This window comes from Nesterenkonia sp. CL21 (assembly GCF_031705515.1).
GTDB classification, from domain to species: Bacteria; Actinomycetota; Actinomycetes; order Actinomycetales; family Micrococcaceae; genus Nesterenkonia; species Nesterenkonia aethiopica.
In genome coordinates this window covers 601,957-626,283 of record NZ_JAUTWR010000001.1, presented here as the reverse complement: position 1 = coordinate 626,283, position 24,327 = coordinate 601,957, and the positions used below count along the sequence as shown (strand labels likewise).

At 66.0% G+C, this 24,327-nt stretch carries 21 protein-coding genes; all 21 read left to right on the top strand.

Translation table 11 applies throughout. The features are described from left to right. The first annotated feature begins 10 nt into the window (after positions 1-10). The gene (locus Q7C18_RS02810) at positions 11-307 is read left to right on the top strand and encodes a glutaredoxin domain-containing protein (RefSeq protein ID WP_311024067.1); all 297 of its coding nucleotides are present in this window, start codon (positions 11-13) and stop codon (positions 305-307) included. Between the two features lie 61 nt (positions 308-368). After that, positions 369-641: an HNH endonuclease signature motif containing protein gene (locus Q7C18_RS02805; RefSeq protein ID WP_311024065.1), complete on the top strand. Its 273-nt coding sequence runs from the start codon at positions 369-371 to the stop codon at positions 639-641. Between the two features lie 14 nt (positions 642-655). Next, positions 656-1,093 (top strand): hypothetical protein, encoded by a 438-nt coding sequence (locus tag Q7C18_RS02800; protein ID WP_311024064.1) that lies wholly within the window; start codon positions 656-658, stop codon positions 1,091-1,093. A gap of 17 nt (positions 1,094-1,110) precedes the next feature. Next, a complete protein-coding gene (locus Q7C18_RS02795; RefSeq protein WP_311024063.1) occupies positions 1,111-2,811 on the top strand; it encodes a terminase TerL endonuclease subunit in 1,701 nt (566 codons plus the stop codon). Beyond that, the gene (locus tag Q7C18_RS02790; protein WP_311024061.1) at positions 2,798-4,270 is read left to right on the top strand and encodes a phage portal protein; all 1,473 of its coding nucleotides are present in this window, start codon (positions 2,798-2,800) and stop codon (positions 4,268-4,270) included. The genes Q7C18_RS02795 and Q7C18_RS02790 overlap by 14 nt, the downstream gene beginning before the upstream one ends. 7 nt (positions 4,271-4,277) lie before the next feature. Further along, positions 4,278-5,354, top strand: coding sequence for a hypothetical protein (locus Q7C18_RS02785; protein ID WP_311024059.1), 1,077 nt, complete (start codon positions 4,278-4,280; stop codon positions 5,352-5,354). After that, entirely contained in the window at positions 5,354-5,905 is a 552-nt protein-coding gene (locus tag Q7C18_RS02780) for a hypothetical protein (RefSeq protein WP_311024058.1), read from the top strand. The genes Q7C18_RS02785 and Q7C18_RS02780 overlap by 1 nt, the downstream gene beginning before the upstream one ends. A 74-nt stretch (positions 5,906-5,979) precedes the next feature. Continuing rightward, positions 5,980-7,149, top strand: coding sequence for a hypothetical protein (locus Q7C18_RS02775; protein WP_311024057.1), 1,170 nt, complete (start codon positions 5,980-5,982; stop codon positions 7,147-7,149). A 34-nt stretch (positions 7,150-7,183) separates the two neighbouring features. Further along, on the top strand, positions 7,184-7,657 hold the full coding sequence (locus Q7C18_RS02770) for a hypothetical protein (protein ID WP_311024055.1): 474 nt from the start codon (positions 7,184-7,186) through the stop codon (positions 7,655-7,657). Positions 7,658-7,668: 11 nt separating this feature from the next. After that, a complete protein-coding gene (locus Q7C18_RS02765; protein ID WP_311024054.1) occupies positions 7,669-8,079 on the top strand; it encodes a hypothetical protein in 411 nt (136 codons plus the stop codon). Beyond that, the gene (locus Q7C18_RS02760; protein ID WP_311024052.1) at positions 8,079-8,495 is read left to right on the top strand and encodes a hypothetical protein; all 417 of its coding nucleotides are present in this window, start codon (positions 8,079-8,081) and stop codon (positions 8,493-8,495) included. Before Q7C18_RS02765 ends, Q7C18_RS02760 begins: the two co-directional genes overlap by 1 nt. A 3-nt stretch (positions 8,496-8,498) precedes the next feature. Continuing rightward, a complete protein-coding gene (locus Q7C18_RS02755) occupies positions 8,499-9,047 on the top strand; it encodes a hypothetical protein (RefSeq protein ID WP_311024050.1) in 549 nt (182 codons plus the stop codon). 9 nt (positions 9,048-9,056) lie between these two features. After that, entirely contained in the window at positions 9,057-9,644 is a 588-nt protein-coding gene (locus Q7C18_RS02750) for a hypothetical protein (protein ID WP_311024049.1), read from the top strand. 110 nt (positions 9,645-9,754) lie between these two features. After that, the gene (locus Q7C18_RS02745) at positions 9,755-10,201 is read left to right on the top strand and encodes a hypothetical protein (protein WP_311024048.1); all 447 of its coding nucleotides are present in this window, start codon (positions 9,755-9,757) and stop codon (positions 10,199-10,201) included. Between the two features lie 74 nt (positions 10,202-10,275). Then, a complete protein-coding gene (locus Q7C18_RS02740; RefSeq protein ID WP_311024047.1) occupies positions 10,276-10,677 on the top strand; it encodes a hypothetical protein in 402 nt (133 codons plus the stop codon). Positions 10,678-10,722: 45 nt separating this feature from the next. After that, positions 10,723-16,755, top strand: coding sequence for a hypothetical protein (locus Q7C18_RS02735; RefSeq protein WP_311024046.1), 6,033 nt, complete (start codon positions 10,723-10,725; stop codon positions 16,753-16,755). A 103-nt stretch (positions 16,756-16,858) separates the two neighbouring features. After that, the gene (locus tag Q7C18_RS02730) at positions 16,859-17,836 is read left to right on the top strand and encodes a hypothetical protein (RefSeq protein WP_311024045.1); all 978 of its coding nucleotides are present in this window, start codon (positions 16,859-16,861) and stop codon (positions 17,834-17,836) included. Positions 17,837-17,869: 33 nt separating this feature from the next. Next, positions 17,870-19,837, top strand: coding sequence for a hypothetical protein (locus Q7C18_RS02725; RefSeq protein WP_311024044.1), 1,968 nt, complete (start codon positions 17,870-17,872; stop codon positions 19,835-19,837). Next, positions 19,838-23,011, top strand: coding sequence for a hypothetical protein (locus Q7C18_RS02720; protein WP_311024043.1), 3,174 nt, complete (start codon positions 19,838-19,840; stop codon positions 23,009-23,011). It abuts the gene before it with no gap. A 12-nt stretch (positions 23,012-23,023) separates the two neighbouring features. Beyond that, positions 23,024-23,785: a hypothetical protein gene (locus tag Q7C18_RS02715; RefSeq protein ID WP_311024041.1), complete on the top strand. Its 762-nt coding sequence runs from the start codon at positions 23,024-23,026 to the stop codon at positions 23,783-23,785. Continuing rightward, complete coding sequence (locus Q7C18_RS02710) at positions 23,782-24,204, top strand: hypothetical protein (protein WP_311024039.1); 423 nt, start codon at positions 23,782-23,784, stop codon at positions 24,202-24,204. The genes Q7C18_RS02715 and Q7C18_RS02710 overlap by 4 nt, the downstream gene beginning before the upstream one ends. Positions 24,205-24,327 lie beyond the last annotated feature (123 nt).

Below are 24,327 nucleotides of genomic sequence, written 5' to 3'. Positions count from 1 at the left end.
GGAGACCCCCTTGATCACTGTCTGGTCCAAGCCGAACTGCGTCCAGTGCAACGCCGTCAAGCGACACCTGGACAAGAACGGCATCCCGTATGAGGAGCGCGACCTCACGCTGGACCCGGACAAGCTGCTCGAGTTCAAGGATCGGGGCCTCGCACAGGCCCCGGTGGTCGAGAGCTCGACGCGGGACACCTTCACCGGATTCAACCCTTACAAGCTGGACGAGCTCGTGGAGGACGCATGGGAGCTCGTGGCGGGCTGCGGCGAGGAAGACTGCTGCAGAACCCCTGACGACTGCGAACGGCCCTGACATGGCCTGGGAGTCCAGCGACAGAGGCTCCCGGCTCCCCAGCGATTGGCCGCAGACTCGCGTGCGCATCCTGCGCCGCGACGCCTACGCCTGCCAGCTCTGCGGGGCCGAGGCGACAGAGGTCGACCACATCAAGGCTGGCGACGACCACAGCGACGAGAACCTGCAGGCCATCTGCACCCCATGCCATGCGCGCAAGTCCTCCTCAGAGGGTGGCGCAGCGCGCGCCAGGGAGCTGCGACAGCTGCGGGCCATGATCAAACGCAAGCCGGAGCAGACGCCCGGCAGGACGCACTGGCGGGACGCCAAGCCCCGCGAGAACAAAGGATTCTGAGGGAGGGAAACCCCATGGGCAAGCGAGGCCCGATGCCGAAGCGCTCGGAGGAGCGCACGCGACGCAACAAGACCACCGAGGAGGGCCTCGAGCTCAAGAAGGGCGAGGCCCTCCCCTACTACTGGCGCGACCCAGACCCCGAGTGGGACGAAGCGATCATCAACTTCTACGAGAGCTTCGCCGAGTCCGGCATCGCCGCCTTCTACCAGCAGACGGAAGTTGAGTGGCTCTGGCTGGCATGCCGAGAGCTCAACGACTACCGAGACTCCCCGCGCCGCTCAGCCATGCAGCTGCAGGCGGTGCTCTCCATGTTCAGCGCAGACCTCGGCATCACCGAAGGTGCGCGACGCCGCATGGCCATTGAGCTCGACGCCCCCAAGGAGGAAGAGCGGGTGGAGGACATGGATTCCAAGGTGGCTTCGATGATGGACCGCCTCAACGCGACCGGCTGACAACTGAAGGAGGGTGAATGGCCGTCGATCTAACCGGCGTCACGCCCTCGCAGGAGGCAGCCGACGAGCTCTTTCCGCCCACCGACATCGGCCCCATCTGGAAGAAGGACGACCAGGGGCGCTGGCTCATGCCGGAGCGCACCATCGGCCTGCAAGCGGCCATCTGGGCCGAGGAGAACCTCGGCGCCATCGAGGGCACCGGGCGGCTCCAGCTGACCAACGAGCAGGTTCGCATCCTCGCATGGATGTACGCCCTGGACGATGACGGCGACTGGCTCTACCCCAATGTCTTCTACCAGGCGTTCAAGGGCGCGGGAAAGGACCCCTTCGCGGCGGTCGTCTGCCTCATCGAGCTCGTCGGCCCCTGCCGCTTCTCCCACTGGGACGAGAACGGCAACCCGGTGGCGCGAGAGGAGCCCGATGCCTGGGTGCAGCTGCTGGCGGTCTCCAAGGACCAGACCCGGAACACGATGAAGATGTTCCCCAAGCTGGTCACGAAGCAGCTCAAAGAGCGCTACACCATGGACGTCCAGAAGGAAATCATCTACGCGGACCATGGGCGCCGGACGCTCTACATGTCCGGCTCGGCTTCGCAGTCCGCCGAAGGCAACCGAGTCACCTTCGTGCTGGCCAACGAGACGCAGCACTGGACCACCTCCAATGGTGGCCGCGACCTCTGGGACACCGTATTCGACAACGTCGGCAAGACATATGGCTCCCGGATCATGCAGATCACCAACGCCTACGCGCCCGGCCAGGACTCGGTGGCGGAGACGATCCGCACCGAGCAGGAGAAGGTCTGGGCGGGCCTCGCCTCCCCCTCCGGCTGGCTCTACATGAGCCGCGAGGCGCACCCCGAGGCCCCGCTGGACCCCGAGTGGGTGCCCTTCATCATGGAGCGCATCATCGGGGATGCCTGGTGGCAGCGACGCAACATCAAGTCGCTAGTGACTCGAGTCCTCGACGGATCGAGGCCACCGTCGCGTACGCGGCGCATGTACTACAACCAGATCGTCACCTCCGAGTCCCAGTTCTTCACTCCCGACGAGTGGGACGGAGCCAAGGACCCCGGCGCCATCGGCGACCTGCGGGACCTGCGGCGCGGAGACGAGATTGTCCTGGGCTTCGACGGATCCAAGACCGATGACGCCACGGCACTGGTAGCCATCCGCATCAAGGACAAGCTCATCGTCCCGGTGCTGGTCGAGCAGAAGCCAGAAGGCCCACAGGGCGAGCACTGGCATGTCGACCAAGACGCCTTCGATGAGGCCGTGGCCATGTGCTTCGCGGAGTACACGGTCAAGGCGTTCTACGCCGACGTGAACCTCTGGGAGTCCTACATCGCCAAGTGGTCAGAGCTCTACGGCGAGCAGCTGGAGGTCAGCGACACCAGCATGTCCAAGGTCGCGTTCGACATGCGCCAGTCCAAGGAGAAAATCTCCCGGCTCTTCGAGGCGTACCGCCAGGCCATCCGCGACAAGACGCTCAAGCACAACGGGGACCCCGTGCTCCGAGTCCACGCCCTGAACGCCCAGATGGGCCACAACGGCAAGGGCCTCATTGCCCGCAAGGAGAAGCGCGGCTCCCCCCGCAAGATCGACTGCATGGTGGCGTCCTACGTGGCCTTCGCCGCCCTCTCGGCATGGATCGAGAAGGGCAAGAAGAAGACCCAGTACCGGCGCCGCATGCTGAGGAGTTCACAGTATGCAAACCATTAGCGAGCAGCTCGAGCGCGAGGGCGAGAACCCCCGGAACCTCGATGGGACCGACGGCGAGAAGCTGCTGACTCGCATGGAGCAGATGTACCGCCAGATCACCGAGGATGAGACCCACTACGACCTCATGTGCGACTACTGGCGGGGCGCCCATGCCAACCCATACGCCCCCAGCGACCAGCGCGCCGAGATTCGCGCCCTTCGCAAGCGGGCCATCACCAACCTGATCCCCCTGGCCGTCAACATCCCCGCCCAGCTGTCCTTCGCTGACGGCTTCCGGCGCAACGAGGAGGACTTCCCAGAGGAGTGGCAGGTCTGGGAGAACTCCGGGTTCAAGTCCCGGCAGACCTCGGCCTTCACCTCCTCCCTCGTGTACGGCGGCGCCTACATCTCCGTGGAGAACCTCGGCACCGGCGAGCCCCGACTCTGCCTGCTGAGCTCCCGCAACACGGTGGCCTTCTACCACGACCCCGTGAACGACATTCACCCGGCCTTCGCCATGACCATCAAGCACTACCCGCGCTTCCAGGAGCCGGGCCTCGCCGTCTACTACGACGCCGAGAAGACAGTGCACTGGGACATGGACGAGACCGGCGAGTTCTCAAATCCCCGCGAGTACCCTCACGGCCTCGGCAAGACGCCCATGCGTCGCCTGCCCTGCATGGTGGACGACGAGGGGGTCTCTCGCGGCGTGGTCGAGATGCTGATCCCCGCACAGGATCGCATCAATCAGACCAGCTTCGACCTGCTGGCCACCCAGTCCTTCAGCGCGTTCAAGGTGCGCTGGGCGTCCGGGATGATGGGCGACCCCATCCTGGACGAGAACGGCGAGCCGAAGGTCGACGCTGACGGCAACCAGATGTACCGCCCGGTCCCCATTGACCAGTCCACCTTCCTCCAGACGGATGACCCCCAGGCCCGCTTCGGGACCATGGATGAGACCCCGCTGGACGGCTTCCTCGAGGCCCGCGAGAACGACATTCGCTCGTTCGCTGTTCAGGGCCAGCTTCCCCCTCACTCCCTGTTGGGCAACATGTCCAACCTCTCCGCCGAGACGCTGGTCGCTGCCATGTCGCAAACGCAGCGCTTCGCCCACGTCCTGAAGACGGCATGGGGCCAGGCGATTGTCGACCTCATGCACCTCGTGGCCATCGACCTCGGCGTCGTCGGCCCTGACGAGGAGTACGAGGCGGAGGTCCGCTGGCGTGACATGGAGGAGCACACGCTCGGCGCCCAGGTTGACGCTCTCGCCAAGGGTGCGGAGTCCCTGCAGATTCCCGTGCGCGGCCTCTGGTCTCGCTTCCCCGGCACTACCGCTGGGGAGATTGCCCGCTGGGAGCGCCTGCGCGAGGAGGAGTACGAGGCAGGCTTCGACGTCCCGGACAGCGTCGATGACGTCAACATGCGCGAGGCCGTGGAGCCCCCGACCGGAGACGGCATTGATCTTGGAGAGGACGAGTGATGACTGAGTGGAGTTCCAGGAAGCCTTTCGGGCCTACCGGGCTGCACAGGCTCGGCTGAACAACGCAGCCGCTTACCTCACTCTCCGCTGGTGGGTCGCCAGGGTCGCACCTCTGCGCCCTGGCGCCCAGCCCGCCCTCGCCCAGGACCTGGCCGTCGTCACCGCAGCCGCGCGCCGCATGGCCCGACGCCTGGCCATCGCCTACTACCAGTACGCACGAGCGCTGGACAGTGGGCGGCAGTTCGGCCCTGTGGACGGGCGCGAGGAGCACAACGACACGCTCAACGGACTCCGCCAGAACTTCCTCGACCGCCTCAACGATGCAGCCCTCCTCGGCGAGGACGAGTCCGATGACATGGACGAGAACGTGAAGCGCTTCGAGCGCGAGCTGCGCGACAGCGGCTACCTCGAGGAGGGGCGCAACGAGCGCTCCGACGCCCTGGACCGCGAGGTCGTGGACCGGGCCATCCAGCGCTTCCTGGACGAGTGGGGCGAGGACAACCGGCTTCAGCGCGACAACATGCGCTGGAGGGGTGACTCAAACTTCGATGACATTCGGCGCCGCGTCGAGCAGATGCTCCGCGAGACCGCCGAGGAAGAGTCCCGAGAGCGGCGACGCAAGCTCGGCGACGACAGCTCCGACGAGAAGCTCGAGCGCGAGCACCGCACTGTCGGACAGAAGCTCGCGGGCGAGGTGCACGGTCTCAGCGCCGACTCCGCCCGCAAGATCACGGAATGGGCTGCCAGCTTTGACGACTACGTCATGGCAGTCGCCCGTGGCACCTCGATGACCCCATGTGGCTTCTGCGCCATGTTGGCGTCGAGAGGGTTCACCTATCGCTCCGTCGCAAGCGCGATGGGTGGGCTCACCCGTGACGGTGGATTCCGCAAGGTCCACCCGAACTGCAACTGCTACCCGATCATCCGATGGAAGAACGTCTCCGACGAAGTCGACCTTCCCGAGGAGAACCAAGAGTTCCTGCGCATCTGGAAAGAGGTTAGGAACGAGCGGGAATTCCGTCGCCGGATTCGGGAGCGCAACCGAGAACTTATCGAGCAGGCAGAACGTTCCCAGGAGGAGTAATGCCAGAGACTGTAGAGGGCCAGGAGCCCGGCAATGAGCAGGCGCCGAACGCTGAAGAGGCGCAGGCAGGTCAGGCGACCGAGGCAACCGAGGAAGTGAACGGCGGCTCCCCCCTGTGGGAGGGCATCGCCGAGGATCACCCGGTTCGGGCTGAGGTCGAGAAGCTCCGCAAGGAGGCTGCCGCCAAGCGCACGACTGCTCAGCAGATCAAGCAGGAGAACGACGACCTGAAGGCCAAGCTGGCCGAGGCCAAGACCTCCGAGGAGGTACAGGAGCTCATCAACGACTACGAGGCCAAGGTGCACACCCTGGAGGTGGAGAACCTCAAGGCCAACGTGGCGGCTGAGTACAAGCTCCCGAAGGACCTGGCCGCACTGCTTCAGGGCTCCGACAAGGAGTCTCTGGAGGCGCACGCGGAGACTCTCTCCCAGTACGCCCCGAAGGGCGCCACTCCTCCTCCTGCTCCCCCCAGCGGTGGCCGCGTGCCCGCCGACAAGCCCAAGTCCATCGAGGACATGAAGGCTGCGGTGCGCAAGCACTACCGCCGCTGACCATTCACCCCCTTTTCTCACACCTCAACCCCCGGTCCACATAGGGCCGGGGGTTTCCTATTGGAAGGACCCCCATGCCTTACCAGGAGCACGGCGTTACCAAGCCGCAGGTCATCGCCGACACTGGCGTTGAGCTCATCGAGGAGCAGCTCTCTGTGCTGCCCCTGTTTACCGTCGAGCAGCCGGACAATTTCTACAACGCCGCCGACGACACCATCATGGTCCGCATTCCCGGAACCCTGCCGGTGCGCACCTACGGCTGGCGCAACCCGCGCACGGAGCCGATTAAGACCGACGTCTACTCCGAGACGCTGGTTCCGATCACGGTCAACGCTGACAACAAGTACAGCTCGGTGGCCCTGACGGACGAGCAGAAGGAGTACGACCTCGAGGGCTCCTTCGGTCGACTGACCGCCGCCCAGACCAAGGCTGTCGCCGAGAAGCTCGACCACGAGGCCCTCGGCATTCTGCGCGACCTTCCCTTCGAGGTCGGGATCGGCGTCGACACCACCCCCGAGGCCCAGAAGGCGCTGCGCGAGGTCGGCCAGGATGTCTTCTTCAACGCCTTCGTGGACGCCGGGGAGGCCCTCAACCGCATGCGCGTGCCGTTCTCCGAGCGTGTTGCGCTGGTTGGCTCCCGCGTCGCGTCGGACATCCGCAAGTCGAACCGACTGGACCGCCTGCAGGGTGACGCCTCTGGCGGCGCCCTGGCCAACGCGGTGCTCGGCAACTACGCCGGGTTCACCATCGTCCAGGACCTGGCGATCCCCGCCGACGAGGCGCTCATCATCTCCTCGACCGGCCTTATGTACTGGAACCACGCCCCCTCGATCCCCGAGGGCGCCGTGAAGGGCGCGCACGCGAACCACAACGGTGTCGCCATGCGCTGGATCGTGGACTACGACTCGGCCTACCAGGTCGACCGCTCCACCTGGTCCACCTGGAACGGCTTCCGCCACGTGGAGGACAAGCTCGTCCAGATCAACGAGGACGAGACCCAGAAGCTCGTCGGCGAGGACACCTACTTCCTGCGCGGCGCCAAGATCATCTTCGGCGACGGCACTGGCGGCTGGGAGCCGGGTGACGGGTCCTCGGCCGGTCCGACCTCCCGCAAGGGAGCCGACGCCGACTCTGAGCTCGCCAAGGTCTGGAACGGCCTGCCGTTCGAGGGCACTCTGCCGGAGGGCCGCGACTACCCGAACGTTCTGGGCACTGTCGCTGCTCGTGGTGGCGACGGCTCCTGACCCACTCTCCGCCCGCAACCTCTAGGAGGGTGACATGAGCGAGGAGCCCCTCGCCTCCCGCGACCGGCTCGAGGCGCGACTGCCCGAGCCTATCTCCACCGATCAAGAGATTGCCCTGGCGGACGAGATGCTCTCTGACGCCTCTGCGGAGGCGCGGGCGCACGGCAACCAGATGTGGACCGTCCAGACCGTTCCGGCTGGCGTGGTGAACATCGTCCTCCGCGCAGCTGCCCGAGGGTTCATGAACCCAGGCGGCTTCGCGGAGGAGGCTGCCGACAGCGCACGCCTCCGCAGGGGCGACGAGTACGTGATGGGTGCCGCCTTCACCGAGGCGGAGATTCGCCAGGTGAAGGCATTCTCGCGCCGCACCGGCATTAGCCACGCGCAGGTGACAAAGCCCAGCGCCTGGTCCGCCCGATCCGACACGAGCCTCCGGGGCGCCATCTACGTGCCCTACAGCGGATACGGCAGCGAGGAGAACCCCCCGAAGCCGTTCCCCTACTTCTGAGAGGAGGGCCTATGTGGTCCCACCTACTCGACAGGGGGCGCGAGGCGCTGGTCGTCTGGCCGGTCATTCAGGTCACTGCAGATCGCGGCTCGAAAGAGTACGAGCCTGACCTGGAGAACCCGATCCGAATGAAGGTCACCACCTCCGAGGATCGCTCCCAGGTCGCGGACCTGCACGGGCAGATCGACGTCGACATTCTCCGCGCAGTCACCCGCTCCTTCCCCTCGCGGGCTGGGGCGACATGGTCGCGCTGCCTCCTCAATGGCATCGAGTACGACATGGCCGAGCCGCCCCGGTGGTCCGCAGGCCCATCCCGCTCCATGTCCCACTGGGAGTTCAAGCTGCGCTCAAGAGCCAACCTCGGGGCGACGGAGATTGCCGACATCGAGGAAGTCCCCCTGATCGTGCGGAGGACTGAGTAATGGCTGGCGGACCCACCGTCTACTGGGTGGATGGCCTGGTCGGCGCCGTCGACTACCCACGCGGAGGCATGGGCAAGGGCGGCGTCGAGGACATCGTCTCCCACCACCTTCGCGTGAAGTCAGAGGTCCGCAAGCAGGCCATGCTCGCTGGCAACAAAGCGCGCGGCATCCTCGCCGTCCACCAGGCCAACTACCCCGGCACCTCGACCAGCATCGACGTGCGCGGCCCTGCCGCTGGCCACAAGCTCGACTACTCCGTCCACCTCGTCTCCAACAACGGCGACGTGGCAGCGACGGCAATCGAGTACGGCCACACCGGCATCGGCGTCGACGGGCCATTGGCCCCCTTCCAGGTCAAGGGGAAGCGATACCCCGGCCTGTTCATCCTTCATCGAGCCTTCGGACTACGGAGGTAGTGCATGGCCTCAAGGCCCACTGTCTACCCAGTATTCGGGGCGCTTGAGGACCTCATATTGGCGGTCCTGCGGGACTACTTCAAGGACCGCGACGACGTGCATATCTACGACCGCTACTCGGAGGGCATGGACCTCCCGGCAGTCGTGCCGCTCAGTGCGAACCGGGCGGGCATGGTCGCGTACCAGACCCCCGAGGACTCCTGGGCGCGCAGCGGAATCATCGAGCTGAACACGTTCGCCGATGGCCCGAACCGCGACATCGTCGCCTCCCAGCTGCAGGAAGCCTGCCGCCACGCGATCTACGAAGCCTTCTTCAAGCAGACCGACTACCCCGGACTCGGGGTCATCAACAAGGTCAGCAACTCGAACTACTCGAGGCCAGAAGGCGACTGGGCAACCACCACGCACGCCGTGCAGTACGCACGCCTGCCCAACTCCGTGACGCGCTACGAGGCCCGCTACCGGCTCCTCATCCGCCCCAGCAAGACCTACTCGAACCCCTTTCTTTCCGTCCCGGAGGGCGCCAACAAGGGCTCCTCCGAACTTCCCTAGGAGTAACACATGGCTCTGGCCGACGACGCAGTTCTCAAGGTTGGTATTGGCCACTTCTACACCGCCCCGGTGGGGACTCCGCGCCCGACCGACCTGGCCAACATTGGCCCGGAGTGGGAGCACATGGGCCACACCTCCCTCGAGGACATCCTCTCCTCGAATGTGGAGGGTGGCGAGCGAACCCAGCTCGGCTCTCTGCAGCGCCGCGCCCTGAAGACTTCGGTCTCGGGCCGGACTGAGAGCTTCACCATCAACCTGCTCCAGTTCGACACCGACAGCCTGCAGCTGGCCCTGGGCTCCAACGCCCGGATCAACGACGACGGCGACATCGAGGTCCCGGAGACCCCGGTGGCCACCGAGCGCGCCTGGCTGTTCCTGTTCTTCGACGGCGAGACCGTTGGCGGCATCTATGCCTCCCGCGCGTCCTTCATCGCCGCCGAGTCCATCTCCATCTCGGACACCGAGTCGCTGACCCAGCTCCCGCTGGAGGTCACGCCGATGTCGGATGGCGACTCCACCTCGCCCTACCGCTTCATCCCCCCGCGCGTCGTGGAGGGCATTGACGACGGCTCTGGCGAGGACGGCGAGGGTTCCTGACCCTTCGCTCTCTCTGACTAGCGGTGGGGGTCCCTGGCGGGTGGCCCCCACCGCTCTTTTCTCACACCCGCCGCAGTCTTCCAACCCGCCGGAATGAAAGGCGCCCCACCATGGCACTGAAGCCCCAGGACTTTCTGAAGAAGATCAACGAGGAGCACCCGAACGCCGTGCTCGACATCGAGATGGACGGCGAGGAGGTGCAGCTGACCCTGCGCAACTTCCTCCGCCTCGAGGACGAGGAGCAGAAGGAGGTCTCGGAGGCCCTGGACATCCTCTCCCTCGGCGCAATGTCCGAGGACTCCGAGCTGTCCATCGAGGACCTCCTGAAGGAGATTCTCTCCGAGGAGGAGCAGGAGCAGACCTTCGAGCGCGTCATGGTCGAGCGCCTGGTCCGCGCCCTCCGCTCCGCAGCCGAGGACAAGGAGCTCTACGACGAGTTCATTGACGGCCTGCGCGGGACGCTCAAGGGCGACTTCAAGGAGTTCATCAAGCAGCTGTTCGCCGGATTCTCGGAGGAGACCCGCCTGGGGGAAGCCGATACCTCTGGCGACTCCTGAGTGAGGCCCCAGAGGAGCTCTACCTAGACCTCCGTGAGTACTGGGGCCTTGACCTCAACGCATGGCTCAACGGCGTGGGGCACGAGACGGTCTCGACCATCCTGGCGATGGTCAAGGACCTCCCCCGCCAGTCCCGATACGTCGTCCTCCTCGACTGGAGGCGCAAGAACGGGAAGGCCCCCGAGTCTGACGAAGAGGAGTCCGAGGAGCGCAAGGCCCAGACAGAGCGCTGGGAGATGCGCCAGTGGGCCACCCTCGACCGCGAGCTCGCCGCTGGGCAGCTCAACACCCTGAATGACCTGCTGCGCTTCGTCCCCTCATGGAAGAAGACCCCGCCCGAGCAGGACGTTGTTGGCCCGCCCGCGTGGCGAGAGGCCCAAGAGCGCAAGCAGCAGACGCCTGCGCAGACACGCAAGCAGGCAGGAGAGTCCCCGTCCGTCGCGGACGCCATGGCCGTCTTCGGATGGCCCGGCTGAGTCAGCGATGGGCGGGGATTTCCCCGTCTCTAGAAGGGAATTCACATGGCACGCCAGATCGGCTCCGTCTACATCAAGGTCGAGCCCGACGCTGACGGATTCCGGCGCAGGGCGCAGAACGACATCCGGCGTCAGGGTCCTATCACCGCAGAGGGCGAGGTCGACCTCGACCGCTCGCAGGCCATGCGAGAAAAGCAGCAGGCGGAGCGCGACATGAACCGGCGCCCCATCAAGGTGGACGCCGAGATTGATCTTGACGACCGGCTTCGCGGGATTGAGCGCGCTATGCAGGCGTTCTCCCAGATGTCCGACGACACCCGCTCCATGGGCAAGGATGTCGACCGACTGAGCGAGCAGATGCGCCGCATGCAGCGCTCCATGGAGGACGTGAAGCTCGGTGTGAACTCCGAGGACTTCGACCGCCTCGAGGAGCGCATTGACGAGCTGAAGGCAGAGCTCGAGCTCTCTACCACCTCGGCAGAGGCTACCTTCGAGCGCTTCCGCACGCAGCTGGAGGCCCAGGGGGTCGGCGTCGACCTCGAGGCCAACCCTGACATGACCTCGGCCGCAGCTGCCAACGCGGCGATGCGCACTGCCGTCCGCCCCATCCCTGTCCGCACTCGCGTGGACCGCAGCTCCCTGCTGGCGACCCTGGCGCAGCTCCAGATGGTGGGCTCTCGGCCCTACAGCGTCGAGATGCGTCCGGTTCTGCGCGGCTGGCTGGCCGTCGAGGCCCAGCTGCTGGCGCTCTCTCGGGACCGCGTGGTCCGCCTCCGCGTGGACCTGGGCCGCAGGGCCTGGAACACCGTGCGCGGTGGCCTGCGCTCCATGGCCGGTCTGGGCGACATGGACGAGATGATCGAGACCTTCGAGAAGCTCACGCAGCAGCTCGACGTCTACGGCACGAAGATCGCCGCGATGGGCACGATCATCGGATCGGCTGTCAACGTCATCGGCCACGCCCTCGGCGGAGCGCTGGTGACTGCAGCCGACCTGAGCCGCGCATTCGGCCTGATCGCAGCCGCACCCACCGCCATTCTGGCGGCATGGGCTGGCTTCCACGTCCACCGGACGATCTGGTCCGGCTTCGGCGACGCGCTCGAGGGCATCCCCGGCGCGCTCGAGGAGCTCCCGCCTAACGCGCAGCGCGCAGTACACGCCATCAATGACCTCTCCGAGGCTGTCAACGAGTCCGTCCAGGACGGCTTCTGGGGCGAGATGGCGGACGAAATCACTCGCTTCACCGAGACCGTGGGTCCTGTTCTCGAGGAGAACATGAACCGCACGGCGCAGATTTACGGCGACGGCCTCTCTCGCATGCTCGACCTGGCGCAGACCTGGGCCGAGTCGGGGCAGCTGGGCGCCGCATTCAAGAACATCAACAACATGTTCGAGGGCATCGCCGATGGTGCCGTTGAGCTGGTCGACGCCTTCGTGAGCGTCGGCATGCGAGCCTCCAGCCTGTTTCCCCGGCTGGGCCACGACTTCGGCCAGCTCATGAGCGGCCTGAATCAGTGGACTCAGTGGGCCATCGAGATGGGCCACATTGAGCGCTGGATCACCCAGGGCGTCAATGTCATCCATCAGCTGGTCCGGGCCTCTGGCGCACTCGGCGGCATCTTCGCTGGACTGACGCAGGCTGCCCGCCGCGCTGGCATCGAGGGCCTCCCCGCCTTTGTGCGCGGCCTTGAGCGGGCGCGTGATGTCATGCAGGACCCCGCATGGCAGGTCCAGATGGGCAACATCTTCGAGGGCATGGCCATCGGCGCACGTGACACCTGGACGGGTGTTGAGCGCCTGGCTGGCGCATTCATGGAGGCCCACTGGTGGGCGCGCAGCCTCTCCATCGCCATCGGTGAGGTGGCCCGAGAGGGCCTGTTCCGCCTGGCTGAAATCATCGAGAACCCGGTGTTCCAGCGCGGATCGGTCGACCTCTTCGAGGGCGTGCGCGACTCGCTCATCACCCTCGAGCCTGCCTTCCAGTCCATCGGCACAGTGCTTGGTGAGCTGGGCACGCTGGTCGGCGAAATCATTCGCGAGATGGCGCCGGGGATCAACACCCTCATGGGCATGTTCTCCGACGCGGCGACTCGCCTTGGCCCCTACCTGGTGGCGATGGTTGACCCGCTGACGCAGTTCATCGACAACATGGGCCACACCGTCCGGCACAACCTGAACACCTTCGTGTTCCCTGTGCTGGAAACGCTCTTCGGCTGGTTCAACAGCCTGCCGGGGCAGATGCAGGTCTTCCTCTCCATGCTGGCGGTTATGACCCGCTGGCTCCCCGCCTTCGGCAACGCCGTGGGCCGGGCGGCGACCAAGCTGGAGGCCTTCCATCGGGCCAACAGGGCGCGTGAAGCCGGAGCCTTCGGTGGGCCGCGCTACGTGGCGCAGATTCAGGCCGTGGACAACGCCCTCGCTGGCGTGGCCACGCGCTTCGACCGCACGGCAGAGGCGTCCCGCAGGATGTCTCGCGTGATGGCCACTGAGGCCCGCACGGCACAGACCGTGTTTGGCCGCACTCTCGGCGCCATGCGCACCGGGTTCGCCTCCCTGGGGCGAGCGGCAGAGCGACCCCTCGCGGGCATCGCAAATTACGCGGCCGGTGGGGCAGCATCCATGGACCGCATGAACGCCTCGCTCATCGCGGCGCAGCGCAACATCCGCAACCTGGGCGAGGCTCAGCGCAGGGCCATGGGGTCGATGGGGGCAGGTCGATACGACCGCCTCATGGGCTTCTATGACCAGCGCATCGTGGACTCCTCCCGGCTCACTGGACCCCTGAATGCCCAGCTGACCGCCCTGCAGCGAGTCCAGCAGCAGGCCCAGCGGACTGGCGAGTCTCTGCGTCGCGCCTTCACCCTCGACGGCGCACGCGCCAACGCGGAGCGTGCCATCTCCGGCGTCAACACGGCCATTGGCCGCATCGGCTCGGGGGCACAGTCCGGCTGGAGTCGCATGACCGCCAACGCCAACCTGGCATTCACTGGCATGCAGCAGTCCGCTGAGCGGGCAGCCGGTCGAGTGAACGCCACGCTGGGAACCATCGGTCAGCGCGTCTTCACGCGACAGGGCTGGAGCTCGACGTTCCTTGGCCTGCAGTCCGCTGCAGCCACGGCGGCGTCAAGCGTGGCCACCTCCATGCGCACTGTGGCAACCCCCGCCGTTCAGGCGCTCGGGACTGCCGCACGTGGCACCGCAGGTCTTCTTCGAGGCATGTACGGCCTCATCGGAGGCGCGCCAGGACTTGCTCTGGTCGGACTCATCACGTCCATCGGCCTCGTTCGGCAGCGCGCAGCCGAGGCCGAGCAGGCGGGTGAGCGCATGTTCGAGGCGTTCCGTGAGGGCGACGAGGCGATGCTGCGGTCTCAGGTCATTGACGAGATGGCCGACTCGATGACTGCGCTGAGCCGTGCCGCCCACGAGGTTGGCGCCAACATCGACTTCTCCAACATGCTGGATGACCTCGCATCCGGGGGCGACCCGGAGGTGTGGCTGAAGCACGCCGACAGCCTCGACCAGTACGCCCGCGCCTGGAAGCAGGCGGAGGGCACCATCGGTGGCATCGACGCCGTCATGAAGAAGGCCGAGATCGGCATGGATGACGTTCGAGCCGCAGCCGAGGCGTTCGGGCTGTCTGTCGAGCAGGTGGACAAGATCATGGAGCAGGGCGACGGCCTTCGCTTCTTTGGCAACAACCTCTTTGGGGACCTACTCAAGGACCTGAACGCCACTAGCGATGCGCTTGACCTGGGCCAGGCGAAGTTTGCCATGTGGGCGGCTGCCACCGATGAGGCCGCAGATGCCCTGCCCGCGACAGCCGCAGGCGCCCGTGCGCTGGCGGACGAGATGAAGCGCAACGGTGAGTCCTTCTATGAGGGCTCCGAGGGTGCGCGGCAGTTCTCGCAGGCAATCGCCCAGATCGGGGCTGACGGCGCCAATATCGAGCAGCAGCTCTCCGGCATGCGCACCGCCATGCAGATGATGGGCGGCGAGGCGTACCGCCAGGCTGAGGTCGCCATGGAGGCATGGTCGCACTACGAGGGTGCGATGATGACCGCCAACAACATGGCGCAGGACAGCGTCATGGAGACCGGCCGCGTGGTCGGCAGCTCGACTGACGGCATCGCCAAGGACTTCGAGTCCATGTCAGAGCGGCAGAACCTGGCTATCCAGGGGACGCAGCAACTGCACGACCTGGCTATGTCCCGAGCCCTGGATGCGTACAACGAGGCCATCAACGCAGGCGCGGACCACGCCGACGCCATCGAGGCAGGCAAGGAGGCATACCAGAGCATCGACGGAGCAATCGAGGACTTCATCTCGTCGGCCAAGATGTCGAACGAGGAAGCCGAGATTTTCCGGGCTGAGATGCAGCAGCTCCAGGACGTTGACGACCTCGAGGTCGTGCTCCAGCTGACCAACCTGGCTGACGGCGAGATTGAGGCTGCCTACGACGGGCTCACGAAGCTCAACGAGGCTGGCCTGAAGATCGACCAGGCCGAGTGGATGGCGTTCATCGCCGCCAACCCCGACCAGGCGTACCTGGCGGTGTCGAACCTCGAGCTGGTCTTGATGAACTTCGAGGCCAACGAGTGGCTCGCCACCCTCGATGCCAACGACCACAATGCGGTCGAGGCGCTGGCTCGAATCAAGGGCATGGGTGAGGAGTGGAACAATGGCGACTACGCCGCCATCCTCGGAGCAATCCTCCAGACGGAGGATGTCGACTCTGCCTACGAGCTGCTCGTGCAGTGGGATCAGGAGACCGCCGAGGCGTGGCTGGGGGCCAACCCCGACGAAGCCAAGCAGGCCCTTCAGGACATCTTCGATGGGATGGAAGGGATCGACTGGGAGAAGACGGTCGAGTTCCACGAGAATGGGGGCGAGACCCTCCAGGAGACCATCGGCAACCTTGCCGAGACTATCGAGAACCTGGACCGGTCAATCCGCATCGCCCTCGGCCTGGATGACCCAGAGGATGCCGAGACCCGGATCAAGGACCTGGTCGAGAACCTCGACCTGCTGAACGGCCAGGAGGCTCGGCCCTTTGTCGAGCTGGATGACCAGGCGACGCCCGAGATTGACTTCCTCACTCAGTCGGTCACGGACCTCGACCTCCGCACGGCCTCTCCGCATGTCTCCCTCAACGGACTCGCCGAGTTCATGGGTGGCACGGACAACGCTCGCCTGGCACTGGACAACATCCCGCCGCACGTGGCTTCCGAGCTGCGCGCGCGGGGTGACATCTGGAGCCGGGCCGGTGACGCCACCGAGGCCATCCGAGGCATCCCGAAGAGCGAGGTCTCAACGCTCACCGCACAGGGCGACGTTTGGTCTCGGGCTCACGACGCCCGCGAGGCCATCGTCGGCATCCCCAAGAGCGAGACCTCCACGCTCAACGCGGCTGGCGACATCTGGGGCCGCGCTGGCGAAGCCGAGTCCTCCGTGCGCAACATCCCGGAGAGCTGGCACTCGACTCTGGACGTCCGAAACCAGGTCGTCTTCATCCGGCTGGCCGAGGCTGCCATGCGGACGGTCCAGGCCATCCCGCAGCAGTGGCAGTCCCGCCTCATGGCGCTGGATGGAATCTCTCGCGTGGCAGCCAATGCGCGTCGACAGATTCTGTCGATCCCGAACCGCACCGTCCGCATCCGGGCAGTGGCTACCGGCGTCGGGGCAGCTGCCGCAGCGATCAAGTCGGTGCGCTCCGCCAACGGCAACATCTTCCCTTCGGTGAAGGCATTCGCTGACGGAGGCTTCGAGAATCACACGGCGCAGATCGCTAAGCCGTCGACCACGTACCGCATCTGGGCTGAGCCCGAGACGGGCGGCGAAGCATACATTCCGCTGGCTGCGTCCAAGCGGGCTCGCTCCCTCGCCATCTGGGAGGAGACGGGCCGCAGGCTCGGAGCCTTCGAGGACGGCGGCGTGGTGGGTGGTGACACTGGCTCCACCGAGGGTCGGGTCGTCATCAACCAGACGAACTACTACCCGCAGCAGGAGTCCAACAGCAGGCGCCTGCAGCGCTCCCTCGAGTTCGTCTCCTCCGGGGACGAGACCTTCGCGGGGGTCTGAGCGCCCTTCTGCGGGCCTCCCATAGAGCGCAGGCCCCCTGGCGGCAAGGACATTCTTCCGAGCCGCCAGGGGGCCTTCTGCGCACCTACGAAAGGTATTTGCGTTGTCTTCATTCGACTACGTGATTCAGGGCGTGAAGTGCACCGATGCCCGGTGGGCGGACGACCCTACTGCAGCCTTCCCTGGGGCCTGGCACCTCCGCACGGACACCGCCCTGCTGCCCCAGTTCCCCGGCCTCCGGGCCACGCGCTTCACCCGGCCTGGCCAGCACGGGGAGTCGCTGGCCCAGTTCGCACCCATCGAGCCGCGCACCGTGCGCCTGGCCATGCGATTCGTCGCAGTGTGCTCAGACCCGCGAGACCCGCGCTACGGGCAGATGGGCGGCAGCTGGGAGGAGCGACTGAGCTTCATCGAGGCCAACGTCAACGAGTTCATGTTCAGGACTCAGATCGGCAACCAGGCCGGGCTCGGTCAGCTGCGGCTGGAGCGCACCTTCACCGACTTCGAGCACTTCCCCTACGGCGAGGCCGACCAGACCATGGGCACGCAGTGGTGCACGGGCCGCTTCCTCTCCTCCAGCGAGGCCGAGGTGGACCGAGACGCCCGCTGGGCAGAGTACGACCTGGTCTTTGAGAACCCCGAGGGCACCTGGCTGACCGAGCAGCAGGAGGTCCGCGTCGACGTTCCTGCCAACGCGGACACCGCAGTCGACCTCCCCATGGGCACCGCCCCAGTGTGGGACGCGATGCTGGCTGTCCGCTCGGCTGACGGGCGCCTAGAGGCGGGCACCAGCTTCAAGAACACCGCAGGTGTCGGGTTCGAGCTGGCCCGGTGGACTGAGTCCTGGTGGATTCTCGACATGGAGTCCCGCATGTCCTCCCTCGCTGGGACCGCCACGGGACCCAACTGGGGCGCGAACCTCAACGACGCCCAGATGATTTCGGAGCTCGGGCGCCCCCAGGGCTCGGCCCTGCTCGTCAACCCCGGAGTTTCGAGCTCCGGCGACCGGATCGGGCGCATCACCATCAACGCTCCGCAGGCGTGCCAGGTGCGCATCCGGTACAACCCCCGCTTCTTCTGAGCACCCTTCACCCGCCGCAATGGAGGAACGCAAATGACAACTGTCCCCAATGTGGACGAAGGGGTCGCCACCGACCCCGACATCATGCTTTGGATCAACGCCCCGGACACTCCGGCGCGGGAGTCCGTCCGCGAGCCGATTCGCTACGCCTTCGACATCTCGGCCTCCTACGGCGACGGCTCGGAGCACAACGCCCTGACCTTCTCCACCTACAAGGACGACCCGGCGGTCGCCAAGCTGGCCACCGGCAACTACGAGATTGTCCTCCGCTGGTGGGACCCCCGCCGCGAGGCATGGCTCGAGCCGCCCAACTCGCGATTCATGGTCATGAAGCACCTTGAGGACATGGTGGACGAGACCAATAAGATCAGCTTCACCTGTGTCAGCATCTCCTGGCTGCTGGAGAAGATTCGCGTCCGCGTGGCCGACCAGTTCAACACGGCGGTCCGGCTCAACCGCGAGCTCGACCAGGCCCAGGAGCGGTACGACGAGGCTGAGTCCGAGTACGAGTCCCTTATGAGCCAGTTTGACCGCACCGCGAAGCGCGTGCAGGAGGCCCACTGGCCAGACATCTACCACGGCCCCAACTGGGCAGTCCGTGGCGTCACCTGGATTGCTCGACAGGGCAAGGCTCGCGGCCGCTCCATCGTCAGCGACGCCGCACGCAATGGCTCGCTCTGGTGGTACTCCACTGACCGTGGGAAGTTCGTGCGCCTCTCCATGACGAGCGGCGACAGCATGACCCAGTCGGACAAGGAGACCCTGCGCGAGCTTGGCCCTCAGATCGACCGAGCGCGCCGGGCCATGCGCAGGGCGCAGTCGAACCTGGCGTCAGCCCAGCGCGCAGCGCGCGAGAGCTCCCGCAACGGCACGCGGCACTTCCACAACAGGACGCCGGGCCGCGTGCTCACGACCCTGTGGCGAGAGGGTATCGAGCGTGACGCGGGGTATGTGAACCATGGGGAATCGACCCCCGGCTGGCCGGACAGCCCCTACGCCCTGCGCGTCCGCATCGCCAAGGGCATCTACCGCGCCTGGACCAGCACCCATGACAGCAAGGACCGAGCCTGGACCAGCTTCGCTCCGCAGCAGAACTGGGAGATTCCTCTCAACTCGAGCATCTGGGACGTCATTCAGGACTTCCGCGAGAAGGGCATCCTGGACTGGCAGATGGGCGGAATTGCCCCCGGAGGCGGTGGCCGCAACCTGCGTCTGGTGCGCAAGGGGGGCCTCGAGGTCGACCAGACCCGGCGCGTCTCTCTCCGACTGGGTGTCGACGTGCTGGAGGCTCCGCAGGAGGTTGACCACTCTGAGCACCAGACGGTCAGCTTCGTGCTGGACTCAACGGGGCTCAACCGCTACACGTACCGGCACCGCGACCGCGCCGCCAACCAGACCCCCTGGGGGCTGTGGGAGGGCGGCATTAGCGAGTCCGACGCCACCGACCTGGACACGGCGATCAGCCTGACGCAGGAGGAGCGCGACCGTCGCGCCAACCGCTACGTGATCGACTCCTCGCGGCAGACCATCGTCAGGCCCAGCGGCCCTCTCCCGATGCTGGACTACCAGCCGGGGCACACCGTCACCGTCTACGACCACGACGGGAACGCACCCCGCAAGGTCACTCAGATCATCGTGGAGAAGAAGAGCGACGAGGACCCCATCGTGGCCACCGTCCGGCTTGGCACGCGCACCACGAACCGCCCGGTCAAGTACGCCCGCACCCTGAACAAGATCACGGGCGGCTCTGACCACATCCAGGGCCTGATCCCAATGAACCCGGCACTGGACCCTGGCGAGCTGCCTCAGTCCGCCCTGCGCGCCCCGGAGATTACCTCCCTGGGCGCCAGCGTGCGCTTCAACGAGGCCGGGCGCCCCCAGGTGCACGTGTCCGCGCAGGTCTCCACTGCAGACGTCCCCGTGCCCGAGGACGCCGAGCTGTACGACGACGCAGCCGACGCCGAGGACTACATGGACGACGAGGAATACGAGGGAGCCTAAATGGCAACGCAGATGCTCGACCCAGTGGACAGCTGGGCGGAGGTCGATGAGAACTACGAAGAGTTCCCCGAGCTGGACGACGAGCTGGACCTGCCCGACGAGGACGACGAGCTCACCGAGGCGGAGCAGGAGCCGCCCGAGCACCCTGGCGACATTGAGCCCTACTGGCAGCAGTACGAACTCCACGGGCGCAACCTGGACCAGGGCACCGCATGGGAGCGTCTCGCCGTAGAGGACTACACGGGCGAGCTCGAGGTGGCCGTTGAGGGCCTGGTCGCTGGCGCCCGCTGGGAGTTCCGCATCCGGCTGGTGGACCGCAACGGGCGATACTCCCGCTGGTCCACCCCGTTGCAGCTCACCCTCCCCACCGACTTCACTCCCCCGCCTACGCCCACCGCACCCGTGGTGGATGAGAACCAGGGCTACGTGACGTTCGGCTGGAACGGGAGCCTGACTGGACCGATCCCCGAGGACCTGTCGCATGTCTTCGCCTGGGTGCGTCAGATGCACCCAGTGGACGACCCCGAGGGTGAGCCGGGAGACCCGCGACGCCTGGCCCGCTTCATGGAGGAAGGGAGCCAGACGACAGGCGCCCTCGCCTTCGACGTCCCGCACGAGTTCTGGCTAACCTCCGTCGACACTACGGGCAATGAGTCCCCGTGGTCCGAGACGGTGACCGTGACCCCGACCCTCCCAGTGGACGCCGAGTCCATCCGCGAGGAGCTCAAGGAGCTCGACGGGCGCATGGAGCGTCTGGACCAGGACCTCAGCGGCGCGGTTTCTGACGTGCAGTCGGACCTCAATGACTTCCGCCAGCAGTGGAACGATGAGTGGGACCCCGAGGCGATTGACGGACTGCGAGACCGCCAGGACTCGCTGGAGCAGGACATCTCGGACGGGCTGGCTCGGGCCGACGAGACAATTCACCGCCTCGCCATCACGGACCCGCACAACCTGGTCCGAGACCTCACGTTCGAGACCTTCTACGAGCCTGGCGACCCTGCCCAGGACTTGCCTGGCTGGTACTCAAATGCTGCGAACACCTGGGAGCTGGTGAGTGCGGACTGGGGCGACCCCCACACGCAGTTCGTTCGGTTCAACCCGGACAACCTCAGCGAGGGGTCGCAGCTGTGGTACGGCGGGCACCTGTTTGCCAACAGGTGGATCAAGGTCACGCCGGGCGAGCAGCTGCGGATTCGCTGGCAGGTTCTTCGCTACGCAGGCTGGAGCGCCAGCGACGACTTTCGTTTCCGCGTGCGCTTCCAGGACGGGGACCAGAACGGCGTCTTGTGGACGGACTACTACCGCTGGGAGTCCGTAGGCAACCAGCAATGGGCTGAGACGATTGTCACCGTCCCCGAGGGCGCGGCAATCGGGAGCTTCCAGTGGATCAAGGGCTCTGGCGCCACCGGCGCCTCGCGGGGCATTGGCAACGTTCACGTGACCCGCATGAACAACGGCGAGCTGACGGTGGATGGAAGCATCAAGGCTCGCCACATCGACACCATCGACCTCTCGGCGGAGACGGGCTTCATTGACCGACTCGAGACCAACCTCCTTCGGGCGCGGCTCCTCGACGCTGACGAGGCGATGATCGACGGCATCCTGCTGAAGAACAACACCATCTCGGCGTCCAAGCTGCGCATCACCAACATAGACAACATGATTGGTGACCCTGAGTTTCGGGACACTGAGTGGTGGACAACCAGCGGCGCCGCCGAGCCAGAGTTCGGCACTGCAAGCCGGGGTCGCGCCGTCTACCTGCACTCGAACCTCTCGAGCGGGGACATCTACGTCTCCAATCAGGAGCGGCCGTGGGTGCTGCAGCCTGGCACGCAGTACTACTACTCGTTCGACGTGTACCGAAACTCTGCGGCGGCGTCAGGCGCCGATGATGCGCGCATATGGTTCATCCGCACCGACGAAACCGGCGCGTACCAGTCCGGCACTATGGGGCCGCACGGGACCAGCTACAACATCATGACGGACCAAGGTGGCGGTTGGTCGCGGGTCGAGGGCAGCATCTGGGGCGACGACTACGGCGAGGCGTACTTCTACCTCCAGATGAGACTCCAGGGGTACACGGGCGGACAGTTCATCATCGCCAACCCGACGGTGCGACCGATGACTGGCTCTGTGCTCATCGAGGACGGCGCGGTCAAGGCTCCCCATGTGGATACACAGGACCTGGCCGCCGACTCCGCCAAGATGCAGGACCTCGCAGTTGGTACGGGTCGATTCATCGAGATTGACGCCGACCAGATCAGGGCCAACAGCTACGAGGGCCACGTGATGACCTCGCCGCTGGTCCAGTCCCACAGCGCGAACAACCAGGGATGGAAGCTCAACCCTGGTGGCGACTTCACGATCTACGACGGCAGCGGCGACGTGTCAATCCGGCTCGACGGCCAGAACAACGTGCTCACGGGCCGCATCGAGGCTGGATTCGACTCGGGCTCCGGCTCCGAGGGCGTCAACATCGACTACGGCACCGTCACGCTCACCACTGGGTGGGAGGACGCCGATAGCCCCGGCGAGGTCACCTCGCAGTTCGAGACGGCCTACCTGGAGTTTCAGCCGAACAACTCGAACCAGGTCATCACCCCCAAGATTTGGGTGGACGACAACGGCCAGATGCGCATCAGCCCTGGCCGAACGAGCGACGTTCCGCAGCTGCGCTCCATGCTGCGGGTACATGGCGACATCCGCACGGGCCGCTTCCACGCGACCCACGGCGAGTTCTCCCGCAACATCAGCGCATGGGGCAGTCAGATCAACACGCTAGCTGGCGGCGTCCGCGTGCTCACGTCGTCCTCAACGCAGCACGCCGGGATCATCCCGGACGGCCCGCGCACCCGGTACCAGGGGCGCATGCCTGACGAGCCTGCGGGGATCGACACGTTCACGGTGGGGACCACCTCATCCAGCACCCTGTCGCCCGGCGCGGCCACGCGCTCCACGGTGACGTTCGGGACGCCTGCCATTTCTGGCGTGCGGCGCATGATCCTCTCGTCCCATGTCGCCAACACCGGCCTGGGGTACGACAACTGGAGGACCTCCATCGTGTCGTCAGCTGGCGTCAGTGCGAGCTCGTTCCGCTACATCGTGCGCGCCCCCGACGAGAACGGCGGCGACGTGCAGACCTGGGTCTACTACCTGGGCATCTGGCAGTAACTAGGAGACAACATGGACATCACTATCGAGGCGTCAGCAGACGATGAGCGCCCGCTGATAGTCGCGCGATGGGTGGCGGGCGATGGCATAGGCGAGGAGCACCAAGTGGACCTCGACGCCATCGCCTCGTGGTCCGAGCTGCTCGGCCACACGGATGCTATCGACACGCTCGAGGCCATCCTGCGAGTGGCAGCGCTGGGCACAGAGCCCGAGCCCGACGAGCGCACCGGCGAGAACGCATGGACCGAGGCATTCGCCGTCCTTCAGCATCGGGAGGTGGCCCGCGAGTCGGAGGTATTCCGGGCGCTCCAAGAGGGCACAGCCGAGGACCCTCGATCCCCTGCCCTCCGGGGCGCCCTCGCCGCCCGGCGCGCGGTCATGGAGCCCATCGGCGCCACGCGGGACTGCGACTCCCTGCTGGCCAGGTGCCGCGACAAGGCTCGCAGCCGCATGGCGTGCGCCTGCCCCACGAAGGCCAGCATCTGCGCAAGGCCCGCGACCATGACCGTGGAGGAGCGGCCGCAGTCGGTGGAGAACCACGGCGGCGAGGCATTCATGGCCCAGGAGGACAGGGCCAAGGCTCGCGCAGTCCTGGAGCCACTGCTCCCGGAGGTCCGTAGGCGCAAGGCTCGATTCCTTCATAGCCTCACGGGCAACCCCGTGAACCCCTTGGGGGACGACGAGCCCGACGAGGTGCCCGAGGTCGAGCCTGTTGAGGACCCAGGCGACCTGAATACCCTGATCGACCGCTGCACCCGCGAGGAGGCTGCATGATTCTGGCAATCGCGGGCTCCGCCTCCGAGGTTCAAGCGAGCGGCGGGCCAGAGTGGCTGCAGGGAGCAATCGGCGCCCTGGTCACGGTCGCCGTTGCGTGGATCGGATATAAGGGCGTCAAGCGCAAGTCTGAGGCCAATCACCAGCAGGTTCTGTACGACAGCCTGTCCAGGCGGCTCGAGGTCCTCGAAGAGAAGGTGGCCAGCCTCGAGCAGGAGAACCTGCACCTCGAGGCCGAGAACTCCCGGCTGTCCGCCGAGAATCGCAGCAGCCGCGACATCATCGCAGGCTTCATGCGCTGGCTGGACCTCTTTGAGGCGTGGGAGAACCACAACTACGAGGGCTCGCGCCCCGTGTATCCGTGGTCCATCCGCGTGATCCGCGACGGCGAGCCATTAGGTCCCACCGGGCTCAGCTGACCAGTGCCCCAGAAACACGAAAAGACCCCCTCCAGGAGGCTCTCAGAGCTTCCCAGAGGGGGTCTTCGCACGAGGAGGAGACATGAGCGACGAGAAGGACCTCATCGAGGTCCCAGAGCTTGA